Source organism: Coprobacillus sp. (genome assembly GCF_984815275.1).
This window is the reverse complement of sequence record NZ_CFJNYH010000001.1, coordinates 161,229-181,179: the sequence shown is the minus strand read 5'-3', so window position 1 is coordinate 181,179 and position 19,951 is coordinate 161,229. Positions and strand designations below refer to the sequence as shown.

Here is a 19,951-nt window from a genome sequence, read left to right as displayed (position 1 = left end):
AAAAATCGTGTTTTTTCCTTTATTTATCACAGTTTCTAGGTACTATGACATGTATGCGCAGGGCGGTGTTACATATACGCCCTATGCGTTCGCCTAAAGGCGAAATGGAACAGAGGTCTTTGATTTCCTCTTGCATGGAAGATACAGTAAACAAAAAGCCCAGTAAAGAGTGCAAAGCACCACCAATGGCGGCAATGCTCTTGACAGGGCTTTTCCTTTTCTGTGGTGGGTAATCAAGAGGAAGAAAGAAAAAGTGTGTATTTTTCAAGGTAGAAAAAATATCAAAGGGTATGCTGATTTTTATTGTAGCGGATATATGGAACTGTTATAATATGAATATGAAGAAAGCGACAAATTAGAATTTGGAGGTATCCTATGAAACGAGAATTAGGAATTGCTAGATGTGGTCTTGCATGTTGTTTGTGTTCAGAAAATGTTGAGTGCAATGGTTGTGGCTCAAACGGTTGTCCAGGTAATGATACTTGTGAAAATAAAAAATGTTCGGTTGTAAAAGATTTGACACATTGTTATAAGTGTGAAGAAAATTGCAAGAAAGGATTATTGAGAAAAATTAAACCATACACATTTACTCTATTTGCTAAAAAATATGGAGAAGAAAAGCTTTTGGATTGTTTAGAGAGAAATGAGAAAAATGGAGTTGTGTATCATCGAGATGGCATAAACGGAGATTATGATGATTTTGATGATGTAGAGCAGTTAATGAATTTTATCTTGACAGGAGTGCGATAAATCCCAGTTTGACAACTTCATATCCATACACACAAAGCAGTTAGTCTTAGGATTGACTGCTTTTTAAAAAGACACCATTTCAGTAATGATGTCTTTTGAGTGTTATTTTATAGTCATATCAAGGCTCATTCAACCGTGGTAAATTCGTGGTAAAATGAATGCTTTTTTATACTTCAAAATGCTTGAAAGTACAGTAGTTATACGGATAATCGAAAATTAGATATAAAATTTATATAAAAATAGTGTAGTATTTATGGGTATATAATCTAACCAATAGTTGGAATGTAAATTTAGACATGATGTGATAAATAAGAGAACTATTAACGTATATAATCTAACCAATAGTTGGAATGTAAATATATTAGAGTTATTGCTGATTACGATATGTTATTTAGTATATAATCTAACCAATAGTTGGAATGTAAATTTGGGACTAATGCTTCGCTTGAACGTGCTTCCTCGATGTATATAATCTAACCAATAGTTGGAATGTAAATTTATGTAAGTTGTGTACAAATCTAATGCTTAGTGATGTATATAATCTAACCAATAGTTGGAATGTAAATTTGGAACAATAATAATACTTATCGAAAATACGCTCCAGTATATAATCTAACCAATAGTTGGAATGTAAATATGAATATGATTTTGAAATTGGATATCATGGAGCTGTATATAATCTAACCAATAGTTGGAATGTAAATACTGGAGATAGTGAGTTAGGAAATAAGATTGTAAAATCGTATATAATCTAACCAATAGTTGGAATGTAAATTTTGATTTAGATGAAGATAGAAAGTCTATATTGAATGGTATATAATCTAACCAATAGTTGGAATGTAAATCCCTTCTAAAGTGCTTCCTAGAATAACAAGCGATCCCTGTATATAATCTAACCAATAGTTGGAATGTAAATAATAATGTCGCTGCGGCACTTGCTTGCTGGTCCTTGGTATATAATCTAACCAATAGTTGGAATGTAAATTTATCATAAAATGATGTGCTCCCTACATTTGCTTTGGTATATAATCTAACCAATAGTTGGAATGTAAATATGATAAAGATAAGTTTTCTAATTTTAAGTGTTCTCTGTATATAATCTAACCAATAGTTGGAATGTAAATCTTAGAGAACAGTTTAATTGTGTTGTGTCTTGCTCTGTATATAATCTAACCAATAGTTGGAATGTAAATTTGCATCGCAAAGCCACGCATATATCTATAGGAGGTGGTATATAATCTAACCAATAGTTGGAATGTAAATTTGAATGTTCCTCTTGCTTTTACAGGTATTGTTAATTAGTATATAATATAACCAATAGTTGGAATGTAAATCCATATGAATTGATTCTAATCTTTAAATTAGCGGTCTCGTATATAATATAACCAATAGTTGGAATGTAAATTTAAATGCTGTTTTGAAATACTGACTATACAAGTGATGAATTAAAGATTATAGTTTAATACCAACATATGATGTTTCGAAACTTAATGATTTATTTAATTATATTTTGTGAAGAAATAACAAAAAGAGAAGGACTTTACTTCAAAGTTAATTTTCTCCACCTTTATTCTAATAACATAGTTTAATTAATCTTTAATAGCCCATCTCATTTTGGTTGATTTGGCACGACTATTCATATGACATTCTTCTTTACTAGGTCTTATAACATTCCTTGCAGCATCACTATAAATACCAAGATTCTTCATTTCTTTAAAGGCCTTTTTAACAATTCTATCTTCTCCAGAATGAAAAGTAAGTATCGCAACTCTTCCGCCTGATTTAAGAATATTGGGGAGTTTTTCCATAAATTCAATAAGAACATCAAATTCATTATTGACCTCAATACGTAATGCTTGAAAAACTCTTGCAGCAGACTTTTTAATAGACTCTTTTCTTTCGTTTACAGGAATGAAAGAAAGGCTTTTTTCAATAATTTTATATAGGTCAGTTGTGGTTTCAATCAGACGCCCAGTTTTTAAGAATGAATCTATATTTTTAGCAATTTCTTTAGCATATGGTTCATCTGAATTATCAATGAAAAGTTGCTCTAATTGTGTTTTATTTAATTCTTGTAATTTTTGTGATGCAGGAATCCCTTTTTCAGGATTTAATCTTAGATCTAACGGACCTTCTTTTTTATATGAAAATCCTCTCTCAGGATTATCTATCTGCATAGAAGAAACACCTAAATCTGCTAATACAAAATCAAATAAACCAACTTCTTTTGAAACATAATCAATATCTTTAAAATTGCATTGTTTAATTGTTAGGAGTTCTTCACCATATCCTTTATTGAAAAGTCTTTCTTTTGTTTTAACGCTTTCTATAGGATCAATATCTAAAGCATACATATGACCAGTATGATTTAAACATTCAAGCATCTTTAAAGTATGTCCTCCATAGCCTAAGGTACAATCTAATCCAATTTGACCTTCTTGAATATCTAGAAACTCTAAGATTTCATTAACCATAATAGATAGATGCATACCTACTGGTGTACTTCCCTTTTTAATAACTTTTTCTATGGTTTCAGGATATAAATCAGGATTTAATTCTTTATATTTCTCATTATATTTCTTGGGATGAGTCCCACTATATCTTACTCTTCTTTTGTGTTTAGGTTCCATAATAGTATACCTTTCTTATAATTGTTATGAATACAAAATCTATATTATCATTATAGAAGATTGTATGTCTATAGTTATCTTTAAAGTTGCTTTTTTATAATGATAGTTTTTATATAAGGCACATATAGTTTTAATAAATCATGAATGATGAAAAGAAATTATAAGAATTGAATTCTTACTTTATTTGAAAGAAATTTGATTTCTCTATGTTATCTGTGTTACAATGTGCACATGTCAAATTGAAAGGAAATAGGTATGGGAAAAGTTAATAAATTAGGACAATACAAAGGTATTCAAGTCAAAGTAGAAAAACATATTGCGACTGATGAAGAAGTTAATCAACAAATTGAAGCAATGGTTTCACAAAATCCAACTTTTGTAGAAAAAGATGGAGAAGTAGCTCATGGTGATATGACAACAATTGATTTTGAAGGTTTCAAAGACGGAGTTGCTTTTGAAGGTGGTAAAGCAGAAGGTCATCAATTAGAAATTGGTTCAGGTCAATTTATACCAGGGTTTGAAGAACAAATGATTGGAATGAAAAAAGGTGAAACTAAGGATTTAAACCTTACATTCCCTGAAGATTATGGGATGGCTGATTTAGCTGGTGCTGATGTTGTCTTTAAAGTGAAATTACATAAAGTTGAAAATAAACAGGAGTCTGAATTAAATGATGAATTTGTTGCATCTTTAAATGTTCCAAATATGCAAACAGTTGAAGATTTACAAAATCAAATGAAAGTTCAACTTCAATCTCAACATGATCAAACATATAGAACAAATGTAGAAAACGCTATTTTTGAAAAATTAATTGAAGATAGTGAAGTAGAAGTTAATGATGAAGATATTCAAAGAGCAATGGAACAGCATATTCAACATATACGTATGGATTTAGCAAAACAAGGTATGCAATTGGAACAATATTTACAAATGATGGGAAGCACGGAAGAAGCTTTACGTCAACAAATTGAACCATCAGCAAAACAACAAGCAACATTTGAAGCTATTATTGATGAAATTGCAAATGTAGAGAACTTAACAACTACTGATGAAGAAATTGATCAACAAATTGAAATGATTGCTCAACAAAACCAAATGACTAAAGAAGAAGTCTTAGAACGTGTAAGTGCTGCTGATTTAAAACATGATTATAATCGTGTAAAAGCAAGTCAATTGGTTATTCAAAGTGCAAATATTAATGAATAATAATTGTTCTAATAGAATTAAAGAGATATTTTATGGAATAGAAGTATGTCTATTCCTTTTTTATATTATTATAAAATCATTTCATTTAAAAAGTATCATAATAGCATATGTTTTTTTCACAAGTATTATTATAAATAATTGTAATTAAAAAAGTAAATAGTTATAATCAAATTAAGATATTTTAAAAATGAATAAAAATAGGAATTGGGAGGAATGAAAAGTTGGAAACTGAGATTGATAAATATTTTGTAACTGAAAAGAAATTAGATGACTTGATAAATCAGGGAGACACGTATATTGTTTTTGATACCAATGTTTTATTAGCTGCATACCAATGGCGTAATGCTACCAAGGAACAAATAGAAAAAATAATAAATAAGTTTTATAATGAGAATAAGTTGAAATATTCCATGCAAGTTATAAAAGAATTTTCTAAAAACAGAGTCTTTTTAATTCGTGAAAGGATAAATGATGTAGCAAATGAAATGGATATGCTTACAAATGTAACACCTTTAGAAAAACTTATACCAATATTAAATGGAAAAGAAATTTATATGAAAACTCAGGAAATTCAAAAAGATTATATAAGGTACATAAACTTATATAGGGATCAACTTAAAATTATCAAAGATGAATTAAAGAAACTTGTAAGTGATGATAGCTTTTTTAATTTGATTTATAATACAGCTCAAGGAAATATTATTAAAAATTATACTAATGACGAATTGGAAGAATTAAAAATTGAAGGTAGAAGGAGGTTTGAAAATAAAATACCTCCAGGTTTTAAAGATAAAAATAAGACAAATGGGAACGAATATGGTGATTATATATTGTGGAAAGAATTAATGAGCTTAAAGTCAAATGTTATTTTTGTGAGTAATGATGAGAAAGCAGATTGGTGTTTAAAAAGTGATGATGGAGAGATTTTAACAACGAATTTAGAATTATTAAAAGAATTTTTTGAAGAAACAGGTGGAAAAAACTTTATACATATTCCCATTATTAAATTAGCACAATTATTAAATCAAAATATTAATCAAGATGTTTTAGCTGATTTATCTGAATCTGCTCTAGAAGATACGATTATTGTTCCAGCAAGAGAAATGGGATTCAATACAGTTTTTTTAGGACAGAATCAATGGTATGATATTAGAATTAGTCAATCTAGAATGCGAAATTTGAAATATATAGCAGTATATCAAGTTGCACCTGTATCTGCTATAACATATTATGCAAAAATCAAAGAAATAGTTGACTCTGATAATGTTCATGGGTATAAGAAAATAATCATTGAAGGTGAACCAATAAAATTAGAGAAGCCAATTCGATTAGGGGATAATACATTTTTGGCTCCTCAAGGCAGTAGATATACTTTTATATCAAGATTATTAAATGCCTTTACATTAGAAGATTTATTTGATTAGTTTATTTTCTTTCTATAAATATTATAAATTCATTATATGATTGATTTTGTATAAATTCATGATAAAGTTTATTGTCCATAAGAATATCAAACAAGAGATTATAAGTTTTAGAGAAATTCTTATGATAATCTTGAAAAGTCATAAGTAAAATTAGATTAATAGGATGACCAAACCAATTGATAGGTTTATTATTGTAATGATATGCAATTTTTATTTTCATTGAAAAACCGCTTAAAGAATGAAGAATTGCAAATATACCAAAGAAAGCTGTTGAAAATCACCTTTCTCTTTTGTGAGTATCTTTAAGAAAAAACATTAGATATGACTTCTATTGTTGCTCTATAGTTCTATGGATGCAAGTGAACTGTTATATCAAATTCAAGATATTTTAACAAGTACATAAGGGTAAATACTCTTATGTTTTTGATATATAAGTATTGATTTGTATCATATATTTAAAACTTATGAATCAATCAACATATTTTTATATTCTATCAATATATTAGTCTTGGTAGGAGGAAAAAATGTGGAAGATAATTTAAAATATTGTACTTCGTCTTTAGAATTAAATTTATTTTTTTTAAGAATTATGAAAGAGCATGCATTATTTTTAGAAGCGGGATTTACCAAAGCAAATGGTGATTTTGCACAACAGGCAGAATGTTTTAAAGAAGAATTTGAAATTTTACTGAATTGTACAATTAACTTAAGTCAAGGTATGATACGTTCAAATGTTTTGAATTCAGGTGAGATTGTCACTGAATTTACATTGAACGCTGAGAGACAAACAATGTGCCTTACTGGTATAGATATTGACACAGATATTACACAAAAAGAATACCAGTTATATCCTCATCAGGAACTCTCACAATGTTGTGATATCGTCTCTCAGATATCTCAATTGAATCAGGCAGTTCTTGCTTTATTGGAACAGTTTATTCAGTTTAAAGAAACGATTATAGCAAACGTAGAATCATGTGCTATGTTCACAATGAATTACCCATTGCTTTTAGAACATATTTTACGTGAAGCGAAGTTATATCATTGTTATTTGTGCAATTATGAAATTGGTGTGAATGATGATATTCAAACGATGAAAGAAATAGAGATATTCTGGAATCAGATTATGATGGAACATGCGCTGTTTATAAGAGGATTATTAGATCCTACTGAAGCAGACTTGATTAGGATTTCAAATCATTTTGTGAAAGAATACCAAGAGTTACTAGAATGTGCAGCAATGAAGAGTGACTTAGCTATTGTCAATGGAGAATGTAATCCATATGATGAAACAAAGAAACTGAAAGAATTCAAAACAGCAGGAACAAAAGGTATTTTAAGTTGTGAAATACGTTCTATAATTGTACCTTTATTAGCTGACCATGTTTTGAGGGAAGCTAATCATTATTTAAGATTGTTAGAAGAATAGTATATATCTTTAACACTTACTGATTATATTGGTAAGTGTTATATTTTTTATTGAATTTTAAGATTGGGGCAATCATTAAATAGGTTAAAAGAGGATGTTTATATACGTTTATGACATCAATTATAACGATAATGTAGAAGTGAAAATATTATATTGAAATAAATTGTAGAATTATGTTATTTTATTATAGGTTCAAATATTATTTAGGGTTAGTAAAGGGGGATTTATGAAGAAGATAAAGTATGCTATTCTTGTACTCATTCTACTTCTTTTAGTCGGATGTGGGGCAAATGTTGACTATCGGATAGATGTGAATACAGAGGCAAAATCAATTCAGATAAGAACTTCGTTAGAGGTTGATGAATCTGATTATAAATACATAAAAGGTGGAAGAGATGAACTTGTATCTATAATGCAAAAAGAAAAACCTGATAATCTTGAATTTGATGTAGATAAAGATAATGAAAATAAATTTATATTTACATTCACCTTTATAAGTTATGATGATTATTTGTCACAATACAAATCAATAACAGGTGAAACATCATCTAGTACGTTTGATATTGGAGAATATTCAAAAGAATCACCATTTCAGACATATCAGAATATTAAGTTTGAAGATGATTTATCTCATTTATTAAATTGGCTAAAAGAGGCATTATTGAATTCAGGAAGTATAGATTCTGAGCATAAGGATTCATTAATACATAATCAAAATTATCAATTTCTTTTTGATGGTCAAAAATATAATTCATATTCTTATCAGCAAGAATATGAAGGCAAATCAATTATTCCAATTACTCAGAATAATGTAAAAATCATTATTAAAAAAGAAAATCAAATCAATTTCTATATGAGTCTTATTATTGCAAAGGATAAAGTTGGAGAATTTACAGAAAATTTATCATCATTTATGAAAGAGAGAAACGTTAATCTTCAATATGAGGAAGTTGTTTATAATGATATCTCTTGTATGAAATATGATATTCAAATGAGCAATATTGATTTATCGCATGAAGACTCACTTATGACATTCAATTCAGTATTTGGTGAGGGCTTTGGTTATGGTAATTCAAAAAGTGTTGAAAAGAGTTCGTTTATAAAAGATGATTATCAACAAACATTAAATTTACAACTCAATTTTCACTCATTATTTGGACTTGAAAAAATTCATCCTGTTGAAATAGTTGTAGATGTAGATGGAGTTTCTTTGGCTGAAGGAGAAACAATTCATCAAAACACTGAAATGCCTCTAACTGTTCAAGAATTAAATGATGGTTATTTTAATATCAGTTTAAATACAACGTATACTTCATATCGTTTCATAACGTTTGTTGCATTGTTCCTCATTATTGCAATCATTATTGGTTGTCTATGGAGATTTGGATTTAAAAAAACATATCACAAAATACAACATATCGTACAAATAGGATATCAAAAATTAGCTCAAGTTATTGGTCATTACTTTTATGAAAATGAATTGAGGATAGAAGGGACTTTAATAGTAGGTGAAGCATTTACTATTCAAATTAAAAATATCAATAAAATACATTATGGATATCAATATGAGATTTTATCGTCTTTGTATAAATATGCTGGTGCTGCCATTGTAGGATATATATTACAAACATCGAATGAATTCAAATTAGTTGGTTGTATATTATTAATTGGAGCTATTGTTCTATTTGTTATAGGTTTGATCAGGTATCGTACAAAAGCAATTTATATGAAACTTACATCAGGAAAAGAGTATTCTTTTGTGTTTGAGGATCATATTCAAGCTATGACAATGTATACAGAGTTATTAGATATTATTGAGAAACAAAATGAGCAAGATGATGATTTAGAGGTAATCTTTACATCTTTAGAGAATATGGGGGAAGAAAAAAATGAAGAAGCTTAAGATTTTTAGACAAGAATCACTAGTAATAGCCAATAGAGTTATTATTTCAAAAGACAGTTTTATTCAAATTAGAAATATTACACGTATATGGCATGGAAGACCAGAGGTAGATATTCCAATATTGAATTTAGTTATTGCATTGTTAATAGGTGTGGCGGTGCTGAGTACGCCATTTTCAGCAATTGGATGGTTAGTTATCATAGCTACACTCTTAGTTATTGCATATTATGTTTATACATTATGTAATTACACATTGAATTTTGAATTATCTTCTGGAGAGGTCTATGCATTTACCTCATTGGATCGTGAGTTTATTAAGCACAGTTATGAAAAAGTTAAGGAATTAATGGAGAATAAGGACATGGCAGAAGGAAAGTATGAAATTAATTTTAATAGTTGTAAGATAGATATTGTTAAAGGTGACAACAATGAAATCTATAAAGGAAGTCAGGTTGTTGTAAATAAGGGAGACAACAGTATCCAACATGTTAATCAAACTGACAATAGTCAAGAAAATATTGTGAATAGTTTCAATACGAATGTAGAAATCAACTATGAAGTAATCAGCAAAGAACTCAATACGCTTCTTAGCATGCCAGAAGTTCAATCTCAAAAGGAAGATTTAGAATATATTCATGAAGCACAAAAGAAAGCAGAAGAGAAAGACACTGATGGTCTCAAAAATGCATTAAAGAAGTTAAGTCATAAGACAATGCATTTGATCGAAGTAAGTTCTTCATTACTCACGATTGCAGGATTTATAAAAGATTTTTTATAACAAATCTTTGAAATTATACAAAGAAAAGATTGATATCCTTTTAATAGGAAAAATCAATCTTTTTGTTTTATAAACAATATTCATCTGTTTTATGACTTTTGTAATGAATAAAAGCATATATTCCAGCAATGATATAACTGAATACAAATGGTCCAATTAATTGAGGCGTACTTGCTAAGTCAATATTGAGATTGCCAACAACTGCCATGTTGTTTGTCAAACTCATAAATACAATTATCAAAAGAATTTGTGAAATGAGTGCCTGACTTACAAAGAAATTTGCTATAGTGTTGAGGTTGACCAAAGTCTTTCCATTCTTTCTGTCTGTATATTTTTTTAAAAAAATATACGAGAACTTAATAATGAAATAATAAATAATAAAACTAAAGAGACTTGGAATAGACAATTTCGTAAAAATATAGTAAGTTAAAACACCAACTAATGATATGATCCAGGGTATATATGAAATAATATCAAACTTATCAAGTTCTTTGAAATCATCATGTTCTTTTAATAAGTAATCAATAGAAACATGAAAAATATCAGCTATCTTTGGTAGTAAATCGATGTCAGGATAACTTTCACTAGTTTCCCACCTAGAAATTGTTTTGTTTGATATTCCCAGTTTATCAGCTAAATCTTGTTGAGTGAAGTTATACTTCTTTCTTAATGATATGAGTTTTTTAGAAAATGTATTTTCATTCATAGTATTATCCTCCCTTTTCTTATTTTATTATAACATAGGTATCAGAATTAGCGTTCTCAAATTCTGAGAATGAATCTTAAATAATAAGAAGTAGAATATATGATAAAGTTATTTGAAGATTTTTTATATTATAAATAAGTGTTTTTTAATTGTAAATAAAAAAGAAGGTTATTATATATAACACTTCTTAATCAAATAATTGAAATTCTAAGTAATAAACAAGTTTATGGAACATTTTTGTATTAAATCCATAACAAATACAATCATCTTTTTCACCATCCCAATCATTATTTAATTGATCTAACAATGGTTGAACTTCATCTTCGCTTAAATCACAAGTGATATAAAACTCACTATGATTTTTTAATCCAGCATATTCACGCATTGGTGAAATACAAAACTGTGGGCATATTTGTAATAATAAATCTTTGATTGTTTTATAATCTTTGTCTTCTTCACTAGAGATAATAACATATAATCTTGCTAACATCTAAACACCTCTCTTGTTTATTTATTATATCATAATGTTATAAAAATAAAATACACATTTCTTTAAGGAAGAAATGACAAAAAATATTATGAGGGTTTAAGTGACTTGTTTGATTATAAAAGATTATAGTATAATTAAATAAGAAAGTCATATCATGAAATTAAAAATAATGACTACAGTATATCCAAAATATGTAGAGTACTATTTTTAAATTAAGAGGCTAAGAAACGCTTAAAGGAGGAAGATGATGAAAGGTATTAAAATTGTAACAATTGGTGGAGGAAGCAGTTATACTCCTGAGTTGGTTGAAGGATTTATCAAAAGATATGATGAGTTACCAGTGAAAGAATTATGGTTAGTTGATATTGAAGAAGGTCAAGAAAAATTAGAGATTGTTGGACATCTTGCAAAACGTATGGTTAAAAAGGCTGAAGTTGACATGAATATTTATTTGTCACTAGATCGTCGTGCTGCTTTAAAAGATGCTGACTTTGTAACAACGCAATTTAGGGTTGGACAATTGGATGCTCGTGAAAAAGATGAATTGATTCCTTTAAAATATGGTGTTATAGGGCAGGAAACCAATGGCCCTGGAGGAATGTTTAAAGGATTGAGAACAATTCCAGTTATTTTTGATATTATTAAAGATTGTCAAGAATTATGTCCAGATGCATGGATTGTTTCATTTACCAATCCATCTGGAATGAATGCTGAAGCTGTTTTTAGACATACAAACTGGAAGAAATTTATTGGTTTATGTAATGGTCCAGTGAATATGATTAAAGATATTGAAAAAATTCTTGGAGCTAAGTCAGAAGATCAGGTGAATGTAAAAATTGGTGGTATTAATCATATGATCTATGCCTTAGATATTGAATATAATGGTCATAATGCAAACAAAGAATTGATTGAAAAGATGATTCATGCCGGAACAGAAGAATCATTAAAAAATATTGTAGATATTCCTTGGAGTGCAGAATTCTTAAGGAGCTATGGCTTTTTAGGTATTGGATATCTCCGTTATTACCTCCAAAAACAACAAATGCTTGAACATTGTCAAGAAGATGCTAAAAAACATCAATGTCGTGCTCAAGTTGTTAAGAAAGTAGAAAAAGAATTATTTGAAAAATACAAAGATGAAAATCTTGATATGAAACCAAAAGAGCTGGAACAACGTGGTGGTGCTTACTATAGTGATGCAGCGTGTAATTTAATTTCTTCATTGTATAATAATAAGGGTGATATTCAAGTTGTTGATACTTTAAATCAAGGAGCTATCTCCAATCTTCCAGATGATGTTGTTGTTGAAGTGAGTAGCGTTATCACTAAGGATGGTCCAAAACCAATTCCTGTTGGAGATTTACCAATTCAAACGGTTGGATTAATTCAGCAATTAAAAGCATTTGAAATTTTAACAACAGATGTTGCAGTAAGTGGAAATTATGATGATGCTTTGGTCACAATGACTATTAATCCATTGGTTCAAAGTGAAATGATTGCTAAAAAAATATTAGATGAAATGTTAGAGGCACATAAACAATATTTGCCACAATTCTTTAAATTATAAAAGCTCTAGAGAAATTTATTTCTCTGGAGTTTTTATAATGACGTTATATAGACTTGTTTTCAAAATTTGAAAGCTTATGAATTGTTAGTGATCATGTGGTAATATAGAAAAAGAAATGGAGGATAAAATTATGGAACAATGGTGGAAAAAGAGTGTTGTTTATCAGATTTATGTCAGAAGTTTTCAGGATAGTAATCATGATGGAATAGGGGATATTAATGGGATAACATCACGATTAGATTATTTAGAAAAATTAGGGGTTGATGTTTTATGGTTAACACCTATTTATGAGTCTCCTAATGATGATAATGGTTATGATATTTCTGATTATCGCAATATTTTAGATGAATATGGAACAATGGAAGATTTTGATCGTCTTTTATTAGAAGCACATCAAAGAGGAATTAAAATTGTCATGGATTTGGTATTTAATCATACAAGTGATAAACATAAATGGTTTATTGAGAGTCAAAGTTCAAAGGATAACCCTTATAGAGATTATTATATATGGAAAGATCCAAAAGATGGAGATGTACCTAGTAATTGGACAAGTTGTTTCCAAGGTTCAGCATGGCAGTACGATGAGGCAACACAACAATATTATTTACATTTATTCTCAAAAAAGCAGCCTGATCTCAATTGGCAAAATCCAAAAGTGAGAGAAGAGTGTTTTGATATCATGAATTATTGGGTAGACAAAGGTGTTGATGGCTTTAGATTAGATGTCATTAACTTAATCAGTAAAGATGAAGATAAGTATTATACTGATAGTGATATTAAAGGTCATCAAGTATGCGCAAATGGTCCACACATTCATGATTATCTTCAAGAGATGAATCAACAGGTGTTATCAAGAAAACCATTGCTAACAGTTGGAGAAACACCAGCAGTCACAATTGAAGATGGTATCAAATTTGCACCATTAGATGGTCGTGAATTAAGTATGATTTTCCAATTTGAAATGATGAATGTAGATGGTGCTGAAGTTAACAAATGGACTGACCAAAGATTTGAACTGTTAGATTTAAAAAGAATCATGACTCGTTGGCAAGTTGGTTTGTATCAAAAAGCTTGGAATTCATTATTTTGGAATAATCATGATCAACCAAGATGTGTATCTCGATTTGGTGATGTATCGACACCATTTTACCATGAAAAATCTGCTAAAATGTTAGCAATCTGTTTGCATATGATGCAGGGAACACCCTATATTTATCAAGGTGAAGAGCTTGGTATGACCAATGTTCCTTTTGAATCTTTAGAAGATTATCGTGACATTGAAAGTTTTAACAGTTACAAACAGTTGGTAGAAATAGAAAAAACAGTCAAACATGAAGATATGTTAAGATATTTGAGAAAATCAAGCCGTGATAATGCACGAACACCAATGCAATGGGATGAAACCATTCATGCAGGATTTAGTGATCAAGAACCATGGATTATGGTGAATCCTAATTATTTAACTCTTAATGCAAGTGCTCAATTGTCAGATCCAAATTCTATTTTCTACACATATCAAAAACTGATTCAATTAAGAAAAGACTATGATATTATAACAGATGGAAAATATCAATTAATTATGGAAGATGATCCACATATCTACGCTTATAAACGTATTTCAGATCATCAAGAACTTATTATCTATTGTAACTTTTCATCTCAGGAATTAGATTATGATTGTTCATATATTCATGATGATGCTAAAATTTTAATTTCAAATTATGATGATTGTGCTCATAAACTTCGTGCTTATGAAAGTTTAGTCTTTATTCAAAATATATAATTTCTCACAAGCCCATTATAGGGCTTTTTCTTTTGCAAAAGGTTGTGTTATGTAACTTGGTTAAACATTCAAGCAAGTGAGTTTGAATTTATGGATTCAATTCAATAAATAAAATATAATGCAAGTAAGATCATTGATATCAAAGTCCATTGGAAACAAGAAATAATGATTTTGATAATGACAAGAAAAGGGGAGTTATTTATGGAAATTATTAAAGTTGAAAATATTTATAAATCATTTTCTCAAAAGAAAGTTCTCACTGATATTTCTATTCAGATACAATCTGGAGAAATATTTGGCTTATTAGGACCATCAGGGGCAGGAAAAACAACACTGATTAATATTATAACAGGACAGTTGGAGGCTGATAGTGGACAATCTTATGTCATGCAAAAAAATTCTTTACAATTATCAAAAGAGGATTATACACATATTGGACTTGTATTAGATAAACCTGGACTCTATGATCGTTTAACTTGTTATGATAACTTACTCTTATATGCATCCATATATCATCTAGACCATCATAAAATTGATGATGTCTTAAAACATGTTCATCTTTGTAATGATAAAAAAACAATAGTCAATCAATTATCTAAAGGAATGAAACAAAGACTTGTGATTGCCAGAGCAATTATGCATGAACCACAAATATTATTCCTTGATGAACCAACTTCTGGGTTAGATCCTGCGACATCACTTAAAATTCATGAACTTTTATTACAATTGAAGAAAAAGGGAACTGCCATATTTTTAACGACTCATAATATGGAAGAAGCATCACTTTTATGTGATAAAGTTGCTTTATTGAATGAAGGTCAAATTATTGAGTATGATCGACCTGAAAATATATGTTCACGCTATAATCAGTTGAACAAGATGGTGATTATGACTAAAGACAATCAAGAACATATTATAGAAAATAAGAAGGAAAATGCACAGTTTGTATATGACTTGATTGCTTTAGAACAAATTAAATCTATTCATTCTTCTGAACCTACATTAGGGAATGTCTTTATTACATTAACAGGAAAGGAGTTGGTATAAATGAATCTACAAATCATATTTGCAATTATACGTAAACAATGGAAAGATACAATTAAAAATAAGAGTATTTTGATTCAATTTCTCATGTTTCCAATCATCTGTATTGTTTTAACATCATCAGTTAGTAGTGTAGAAATACCAGGAATTTATTTTGTTATACTGTTTGCAACGATGTATGTGGGGATGGCACCCATTATTATTATGGCGAGTATCATGAGTGAAGAAAAAGAGCAGGGAAGTTTAAGAATGATGATTATGTCAAATGTGAAACCAGTAGAATATATGATTGGAGTTGGCACATTGGTATTTCTTTGTTGCCTAATAGGAACTTTGATTATGGGAATAACTGGTGGATATCAGGGAATGGAATTGCTTTCTTTTATGGAAATATGTAGTCTTGGTTTACTAATATCTCTTTTGCTTGGAAGTATTATTGGCATTCTTTCTAAAAATCAAATGGCTGCCAATTCACTTTCAGTCCCTGCCATGCTGATCTGTTCTTTTGTTCCTATGCTCTCGATGTTTAATCAAAATATTAAAACTTTTGGACAATGGCTTTATACACAACAAATTAATGATATACTCACAAACTTATCAACTCATCCATTTCCAACACAGAGCATTCTCATTATTCTTGCTAATCTTGTTGTTCTTGTTTGTATTTATATAAAAATTTATGGAAAAAGAAATTTATTGTCATAGTGAGTCTCTATGTTAAAATGCTTTGACCAAGATTTTTTCAAAACAATAATGAATATTGAAAATAAGAAAACCACAGTGATTCTTTGAATATGAATGACTATGGTTTTCCTTTATTTTTTTATTCTTTATGTGGTGATAATGATATCGATTCGATAACAATGCTATGGCTCCAGCTGATAAACTTCCTAATGCCCAAGTTGGTTTTCCAACAATGATTTGAATCACTCCTCCTATTAATAAACTGGTACTTGCAACATAACCAATGGTCGTTCCAATTTTATCAATCTTAGGGGATGGGGTACGTAATTTTTTTGATTTTTCTATGACAGATTGTGTCAATTCTAATGATCTATCTGTCATTTTCTTTGTGTTTTCAAGTATTTGATTCTGTTTCATTTAATGAACCTCCATATGATTTATTTTGTGTGAGAGCATAATAACAATAATGAAAATAATAAGAGTTGAAATTCCTATGATATACATGAAAGTAAGAGGATTGCTATTGGTACTTATCATGAGATTACAATATATACATAAGAGAACAAATGCACTTATTAATGTTACAGAAATTGATTTTTTCATAAATCCAAGTGCCATTGCAAGTATTCCAGCTGCATTTACAGAGAATGTAGAAAATATAATTATTTTGAAAGTATTCAGAATTAAAGGCAAAGTTATGGTATCAGATACAATAGGATGAATAGATTCTGTGATGATAAAAATAATAATCGGAATAAGTGTACAAATAAGCATTGAGATTGATACAAGTGAAACTATAATTAAAACTTTTATCATAAATATCTTTTTACGATTGACTGGATAAGAAAAAAGCAGTGCAATACGTTCACCTGTATATTCTTTAATGATTAAATTGTTATACATTGTTGCTGATAAAATCCCAAAAAGCAGAGTGCTGATAATACTAGAAAAGAGAAAAATATTCTCATATACCATAAATTCTGTTTCTTGTTCAATTTGTGCTACATTTGCAACAAAGTAAGTAAAGACAAGTATAAACAGACCAAGGATCAGTGATGTCATGACATAAGTTTTAAGATGAAGATGTTGTCGTTCTAATTTTATAAGTTTTATCATCGTTATTTTTCTCCTGTCATAAGAGAAAAGAAGTATTCTTCTAAATTCCCCTGATATTTTGATTTGATTTGTTTAGAATCTATTTCATGCAAAATTTTTCCCTCACTCATAATTCCTACTGTATCAGCAATATGTTCAACTTCACTGAGAATATGGCTAGAAATTAAAATAGTCATATTCTTTTCTTGAGAAAGAGTAACAAACAATTCACGCATTTGTTTTATTCCTATAGGGTCAAGCCCATTAATAGGTTCATTTCGTATAAGTAACTTTGGTTCATGAATCATAGCTCTCGCAATTCCTAAACGTTGTCGCATCCCTAAAGAAAATGTTGAAACTGGTTGCTTACCTATATGAGATAGTCCTACCATATTCAAAGCTTTTTTAATACCCATACCAGCTGTATTCATGTAAGCAAGATGAAGTGCCAGATTTTCATGGGCAGAAAGATGTTCATAGAAAATTGGTGATTCAATAAATCCACCTATTTGTGAAAGCATAGTATCACGATTCTTTAACATATTACTATTTAGGATCTCGATCGTTCCCATTTCAGGATTCAACAAACCCATTAGCAACTTAAAAAGAGTTGCTTTTCCAGCACCATTATAATACCAAGTAGACTATATATTGAACCTTCTAGTATTGATAATGAACAATTTCTTATAACTTCCTTTGATTCAAAACTCTTTGTTATATTTTTTATTTGTATGACATTTTTTTCATATTCCCTCCATATGAAACCGACTAGCGGTTTGTATTGCGGTAAAAAATAAACTGTGAGAACAGCTATTTTTATATATTAAGTATAAGCACCAAGAAGAGTATCAATGAAATCATCATCAATAATATCTAAGCCAAGTTGTTTCGTGACAAATTGTAAATATTTCATTCTCTCCTTTGTTTCTAAATGATTACGACCAAACAAAGCTGGATTTGCCCAATAGTTTAAAAGAATGAGAAAGACTTCTGCACAGTAAGTTGGTTGTGTTGTTTGCAAAGAACCATCTTTTATACCTTCCTCTATAAGTCGAGAAATAATAGGAGCATCTTGTTTCATACTGGCTTGTAAACCATCAACAACAAAATAAGGATTTATCATCTGTGAAGTTAAAACAGAGTCAAGTTCATGTGTCTTGGAATCAGTTCCAAGTTGATAAAGAATTTTTTTTAACTTTTCTTTGGCGTTTTCAGCTTCTGTGTTTTGAATAATAGTATAAAGCCTATCAATAACATATTGAGCTCTTTTATGCATAACTGCTTCCAAAATTTCTTCTTTAGATTTAAAGTGATGATAAAGGCCTCCTTTAGAAAGATCAAGAGCATCAAGAATATCTTGTATACTTGTTTGTTCATATCCCTTTTCAACAAAAAGTTGGCTAGAAACCGCTATAATTTGTTCTATTGTTTGTTCTGGATTTTTCTTTCTTCCCATATAGCCTCCTTATAAACCGACGGTTGGTCTGTAATTATCATAACAAAACTTTGACTGACTGTCAAGCATTCAAGATAATACGCTGTATATAATTAATATTTTTAAAATAATTTAAAAACAGATGTCGCTTATCACAAAGTCAACATCTGTCTGCTTTTTCATTAAAACTTTCTTGATCCGCCACCATGTGTTCTTCCAGAAGAACTTGTATGAGTTGAACTTCCTCCTCGACTGGGACTGCTAGAATGACTTTGTGAAGATGAGGAAGACTGTGTAGGTTCAGGAATTTTTGTTTTTGTGAGTGTTGTATATAAGAAAATATCTTGTGAGTTTGAAAGAACGAAACCATTTTGATCAATATATTGCCCTGCATTATTAACTGGTTTCACTGATTTTAGTTTTGATTTCATGTTTTGTGTGACAATTAAGGCTATGATAAGACCACCACAAATTCCTATAGTCAAGGCCATTGGATAATTTTTAGGTTCAGTGGCTTCTTGTTTAACATCATATGGAGTTCCATATTTAGCATCTCTAATCAGTTTTTCTGAAAGTGTAATATATTTATCAAAGGCTTGATAATAATGTCCAGCTGACATATCATCAACCAATTCATCAAAAACATAATCAATACCATAATCAGTAAATACAGTTATACCATAACCAGATGTGCTGATAGCCATTTCTCTGCCAATATAATCTAAAATAAATAATGCACCATCATATTGACTGCCAATACCATAACCATTCTCATCAAAATAGTCATCAGCATAACTGTTAATATCTTTTCCATCAGTGGAATTCACAACAAGGATAACCAGATCAAATTGATATTTTGTAACAACATCATTGATTCTATCTGTTAAAGCTTTTTTTTCATCGGTATCTAAAATGTGGGATTGATCAATCACTTTGATATCATTAGCATAGACAATATGAGTAGAACATACAATTGTCAATGTAACAATGAAACTTGCTAGTAAATATTTATATAATTTCATAGCAA

The 19,951-nt window shown here is 29.3% G+C and carries 17 protein-coding genes, 2 pseudogenes and 1 CRISPR repeat array; of the genes and pseudogenes, 10 read left to right on the top strand and 9 right to left on the bottom strand.

Annotated elements, in window-relative coordinates; genetic code table 11:
* The first annotated feature begins 375 nt into the window (after nucleotides 1–375).
* Nucleotides 376–750, top strand: coding sequence for a hypothetical protein (locus AC5M21_RS00935; protein ID WP_008788614.1), 375 nt, complete (start codon nucleotides 376–378; stop codon nucleotides 748–750).
* Nucleotides 751–1,007: 257 nt separating this feature from the next.
* A CRISPR array of direct repeats spans nucleotides 1,008–2,155; the repeat unit is 33 nt; unit sequence GTATATAATCTAACCAATAGTTGGAATGTAAAT.
* 184 nt (nucleotides 2,156–2,339) lie between these two features.
* Here the strand turns inward: AC5M21_RS00935 and rsmH are convergent.
* Nucleotides 2,340–3,380, bottom strand: a complete 1,041-nt coding sequence (rsmH, locus tag AC5M21_RS00930; protein ID WP_008788615.1) for a 16S rRNA (cytosine(1402)-N(4))-methyltransferase RsmH — start codon at nucleotides 3,378–3,380, stop codon at nucleotides 2,340–2,342.
* A 255-nt stretch (nucleotides 3,381–3,635) separates the two neighbouring features.
* On the opposite strand from rsmH, the gene tig reads away from it, so the two are divergent.
* Together tig and AC5M21_RS00920 are read left to right on the top strand one after the other, a co-directional pair.
* Nucleotides 3,636–4,586 carry a trigger factor gene (gene tig / locus AC5M21_RS00925; protein ID WP_008788616.1) on the top strand — a complete coding sequence of 317 codons (951 nt, stop codon included), beginning with the start codon at nucleotides 3,636–3,638 and terminating at the stop codon, nucleotides 4,584–4,586.
* A gap of 221 nt (nucleotides 4,587–4,807) precedes the next feature.
* Nucleotides 4,808–6,010, top strand: coding sequence for a PIN-like domain-containing protein (locus tag AC5M21_RS00920; protein ID WP_008788622.1), 1,203 nt, complete (start codon nucleotides 4,808–4,810; stop codon nucleotides 6,008–6,010).
* A 1-nt stretch (nucleotide 6,011) separates the two neighbouring features.
* Here AC5M21_RS00920 and AC5M21_RS00915 read toward each other — a convergent pair.
* Nucleotides 6,012–6,272 (bottom strand): annotated as a pseudogene (locus AC5M21_RS00915) (PTS sugar transporter subunit IIA); the annotation flags it as partial.
* A 264-nt stretch (nucleotides 6,273–6,536) separates the two neighbouring features.
* On the opposite strand from AC5M21_RS00915, the gene AC5M21_RS00910 reads away from it, so the two are divergent.
* From AC5M21_RS00910 to AC5M21_RS00900, 3 genes are all read left to right on the top strand, one after another.
* Nucleotides 6,537–7,439: a DUF2935 domain-containing protein gene (locus AC5M21_RS00910; RefSeq protein ID WP_302280615.1), complete on the top strand. Its 903-nt coding sequence runs from the start codon at nucleotides 6,537–6,539 to the stop codon at nucleotides 7,437–7,439.
* 226 nt (nucleotides 7,440–7,665) lie between these two features.
* A complete protein-coding gene (locus AC5M21_RS00905; protein ID WP_117599066.1) occupies nucleotides 7,666–9,342 on the top strand; it encodes a hypothetical protein in 1,677 nt (558 codons plus the stop codon).
* Nucleotides 9,329–10,120: a DUF6232 family protein gene (locus AC5M21_RS00900; protein WP_054689877.1), complete on the top strand. Its 792-nt coding sequence runs from the start codon at nucleotides 9,329–9,331 to the stop codon at nucleotides 10,118–10,120. The genes AC5M21_RS00905 and AC5M21_RS00900 overlap by 14 nt, the downstream gene beginning before the upstream one ends.
* A gap of 67 nt (nucleotides 10,121–10,187) precedes the next feature.
* Here AC5M21_RS00900 and AC5M21_RS00895 read toward each other — a convergent pair whose 3' ends face one another.
* Together AC5M21_RS00895 and AC5M21_RS00890 are read right to left on the bottom strand one after the other, a co-directional pair.
* A complete protein-coding gene (locus AC5M21_RS00895) occupies nucleotides 10,188–10,826 on the bottom strand; it encodes a helix-turn-helix domain-containing protein (RefSeq protein WP_008788627.1) in 639 nt (212 codons plus the stop codon).
* Between the two features lie 187 nt (nucleotides 10,827–11,013).
* The gene (locus AC5M21_RS00890) at nucleotides 11,014–11,316 is read right to left on the bottom strand and encodes a hypothetical protein (RefSeq protein ID WP_008788628.1); all 303 of its coding nucleotides are present in this window, start codon (nucleotides 11,314–11,316) and stop codon (nucleotides 11,014–11,016) included.
* A 247-nt stretch (nucleotides 11,317–11,563) separates the two neighbouring features.
* Here AC5M21_RS00890 and AC5M21_RS00885 point away from each other — a divergent pair, with 247 nt between their 5' ends.
* The 4 genes from AC5M21_RS00885 to AC5M21_RS00870 all read left to right on the top strand — a co-directional run bounded on the left by AC5M21_RS00885 (nucleotide 11,564) and on the right by AC5M21_RS00870 (nucleotide 16,415).
* Entirely contained in the window at nucleotides 11,564–12,883 is a 1,320-nt protein-coding gene (locus tag AC5M21_RS00885) for a 6-phospho-beta-glucosidase (protein ID WP_017144217.1), read from the top strand.
* 130 nt (nucleotides 12,884–13,013) lie between these two features.
* Nucleotides 13,014–14,666 (top strand): glycoside hydrolase family 13 protein, encoded by a 1,653-nt coding sequence (locus AC5M21_RS00880; protein ID WP_017144218.1) that lies wholly within the window; start codon nucleotides 13,014–13,016, stop codon nucleotides 14,664–14,666.
* Between the two features lie 201 nt (nucleotides 14,667–14,867).
* Nucleotides 14,868–15,713, top strand: coding sequence for an ABC transporter ATP-binding protein (locus AC5M21_RS00875; protein WP_008788631.1), 846 nt, complete (start codon nucleotides 14,868–14,870; stop codon nucleotides 15,711–15,713).
* Nucleotides 15,714–16,415, top strand: coding sequence for an ABC transporter permease (locus tag AC5M21_RS00870; RefSeq protein ID WP_008788632.1), 702 nt, complete (start codon nucleotides 15,714–15,716; stop codon nucleotides 16,413–16,415).
* 12 nt (nucleotides 16,416–16,427) lie between these two features.
* On the opposite strand, the gene AC5M21_RS00865 is transcribed toward AC5M21_RS00870, so the two are convergent.
* The 5 genes and pseudogenes from AC5M21_RS00865 to AC5M21_RS00845 all read right to left on the bottom strand — a co-directional run bounded on the left by AC5M21_RS00865 (nucleotide 16,428) and on the right by AC5M21_RS00845 (nucleotide 19,946).
* A complete protein-coding gene (locus AC5M21_RS00865) occupies nucleotides 16,428–16,811 on the bottom strand; it encodes a hypothetical protein (RefSeq protein ID WP_008788633.1) in 384 nt (127 codons plus the stop codon).
* The gene (locus AC5M21_RS00860) at nucleotides 16,812–17,510 is read right to left on the bottom strand and encodes an ABC transporter permease (protein ID WP_008788634.1); all 699 of its coding nucleotides are present in this window, start codon (nucleotides 17,508–17,510) and stop codon (nucleotides 16,812–16,814) included.
* Nucleotides 17,511–17,512: 2 nt separating this feature from the next.
* Nucleotides 17,513–18,106 (bottom strand): annotated as a pseudogene (locus AC5M21_RS00855) (ATP-binding cassette domain-containing protein); the annotation flags it as partial.
* Nucleotides 18,107–18,312: 206 nt separating this feature from the next.
* Entirely contained in the window at nucleotides 18,313–18,945 is a 633-nt protein-coding gene (locus AC5M21_RS00850; RefSeq protein ID WP_008788636.1) for a TetR/AcrR family transcriptional regulator, read from the bottom strand.
* Between the two features lie 161 nt (nucleotides 18,946–19,106).
* Entirely contained in the window at nucleotides 19,107–19,946 is an 840-nt protein-coding gene (locus AC5M21_RS00845) for a TPM domain-containing protein (protein ID WP_008788637.1), read from the bottom strand.
* Nucleotides 19,947–19,951 lie beyond the last annotated feature (5 nt).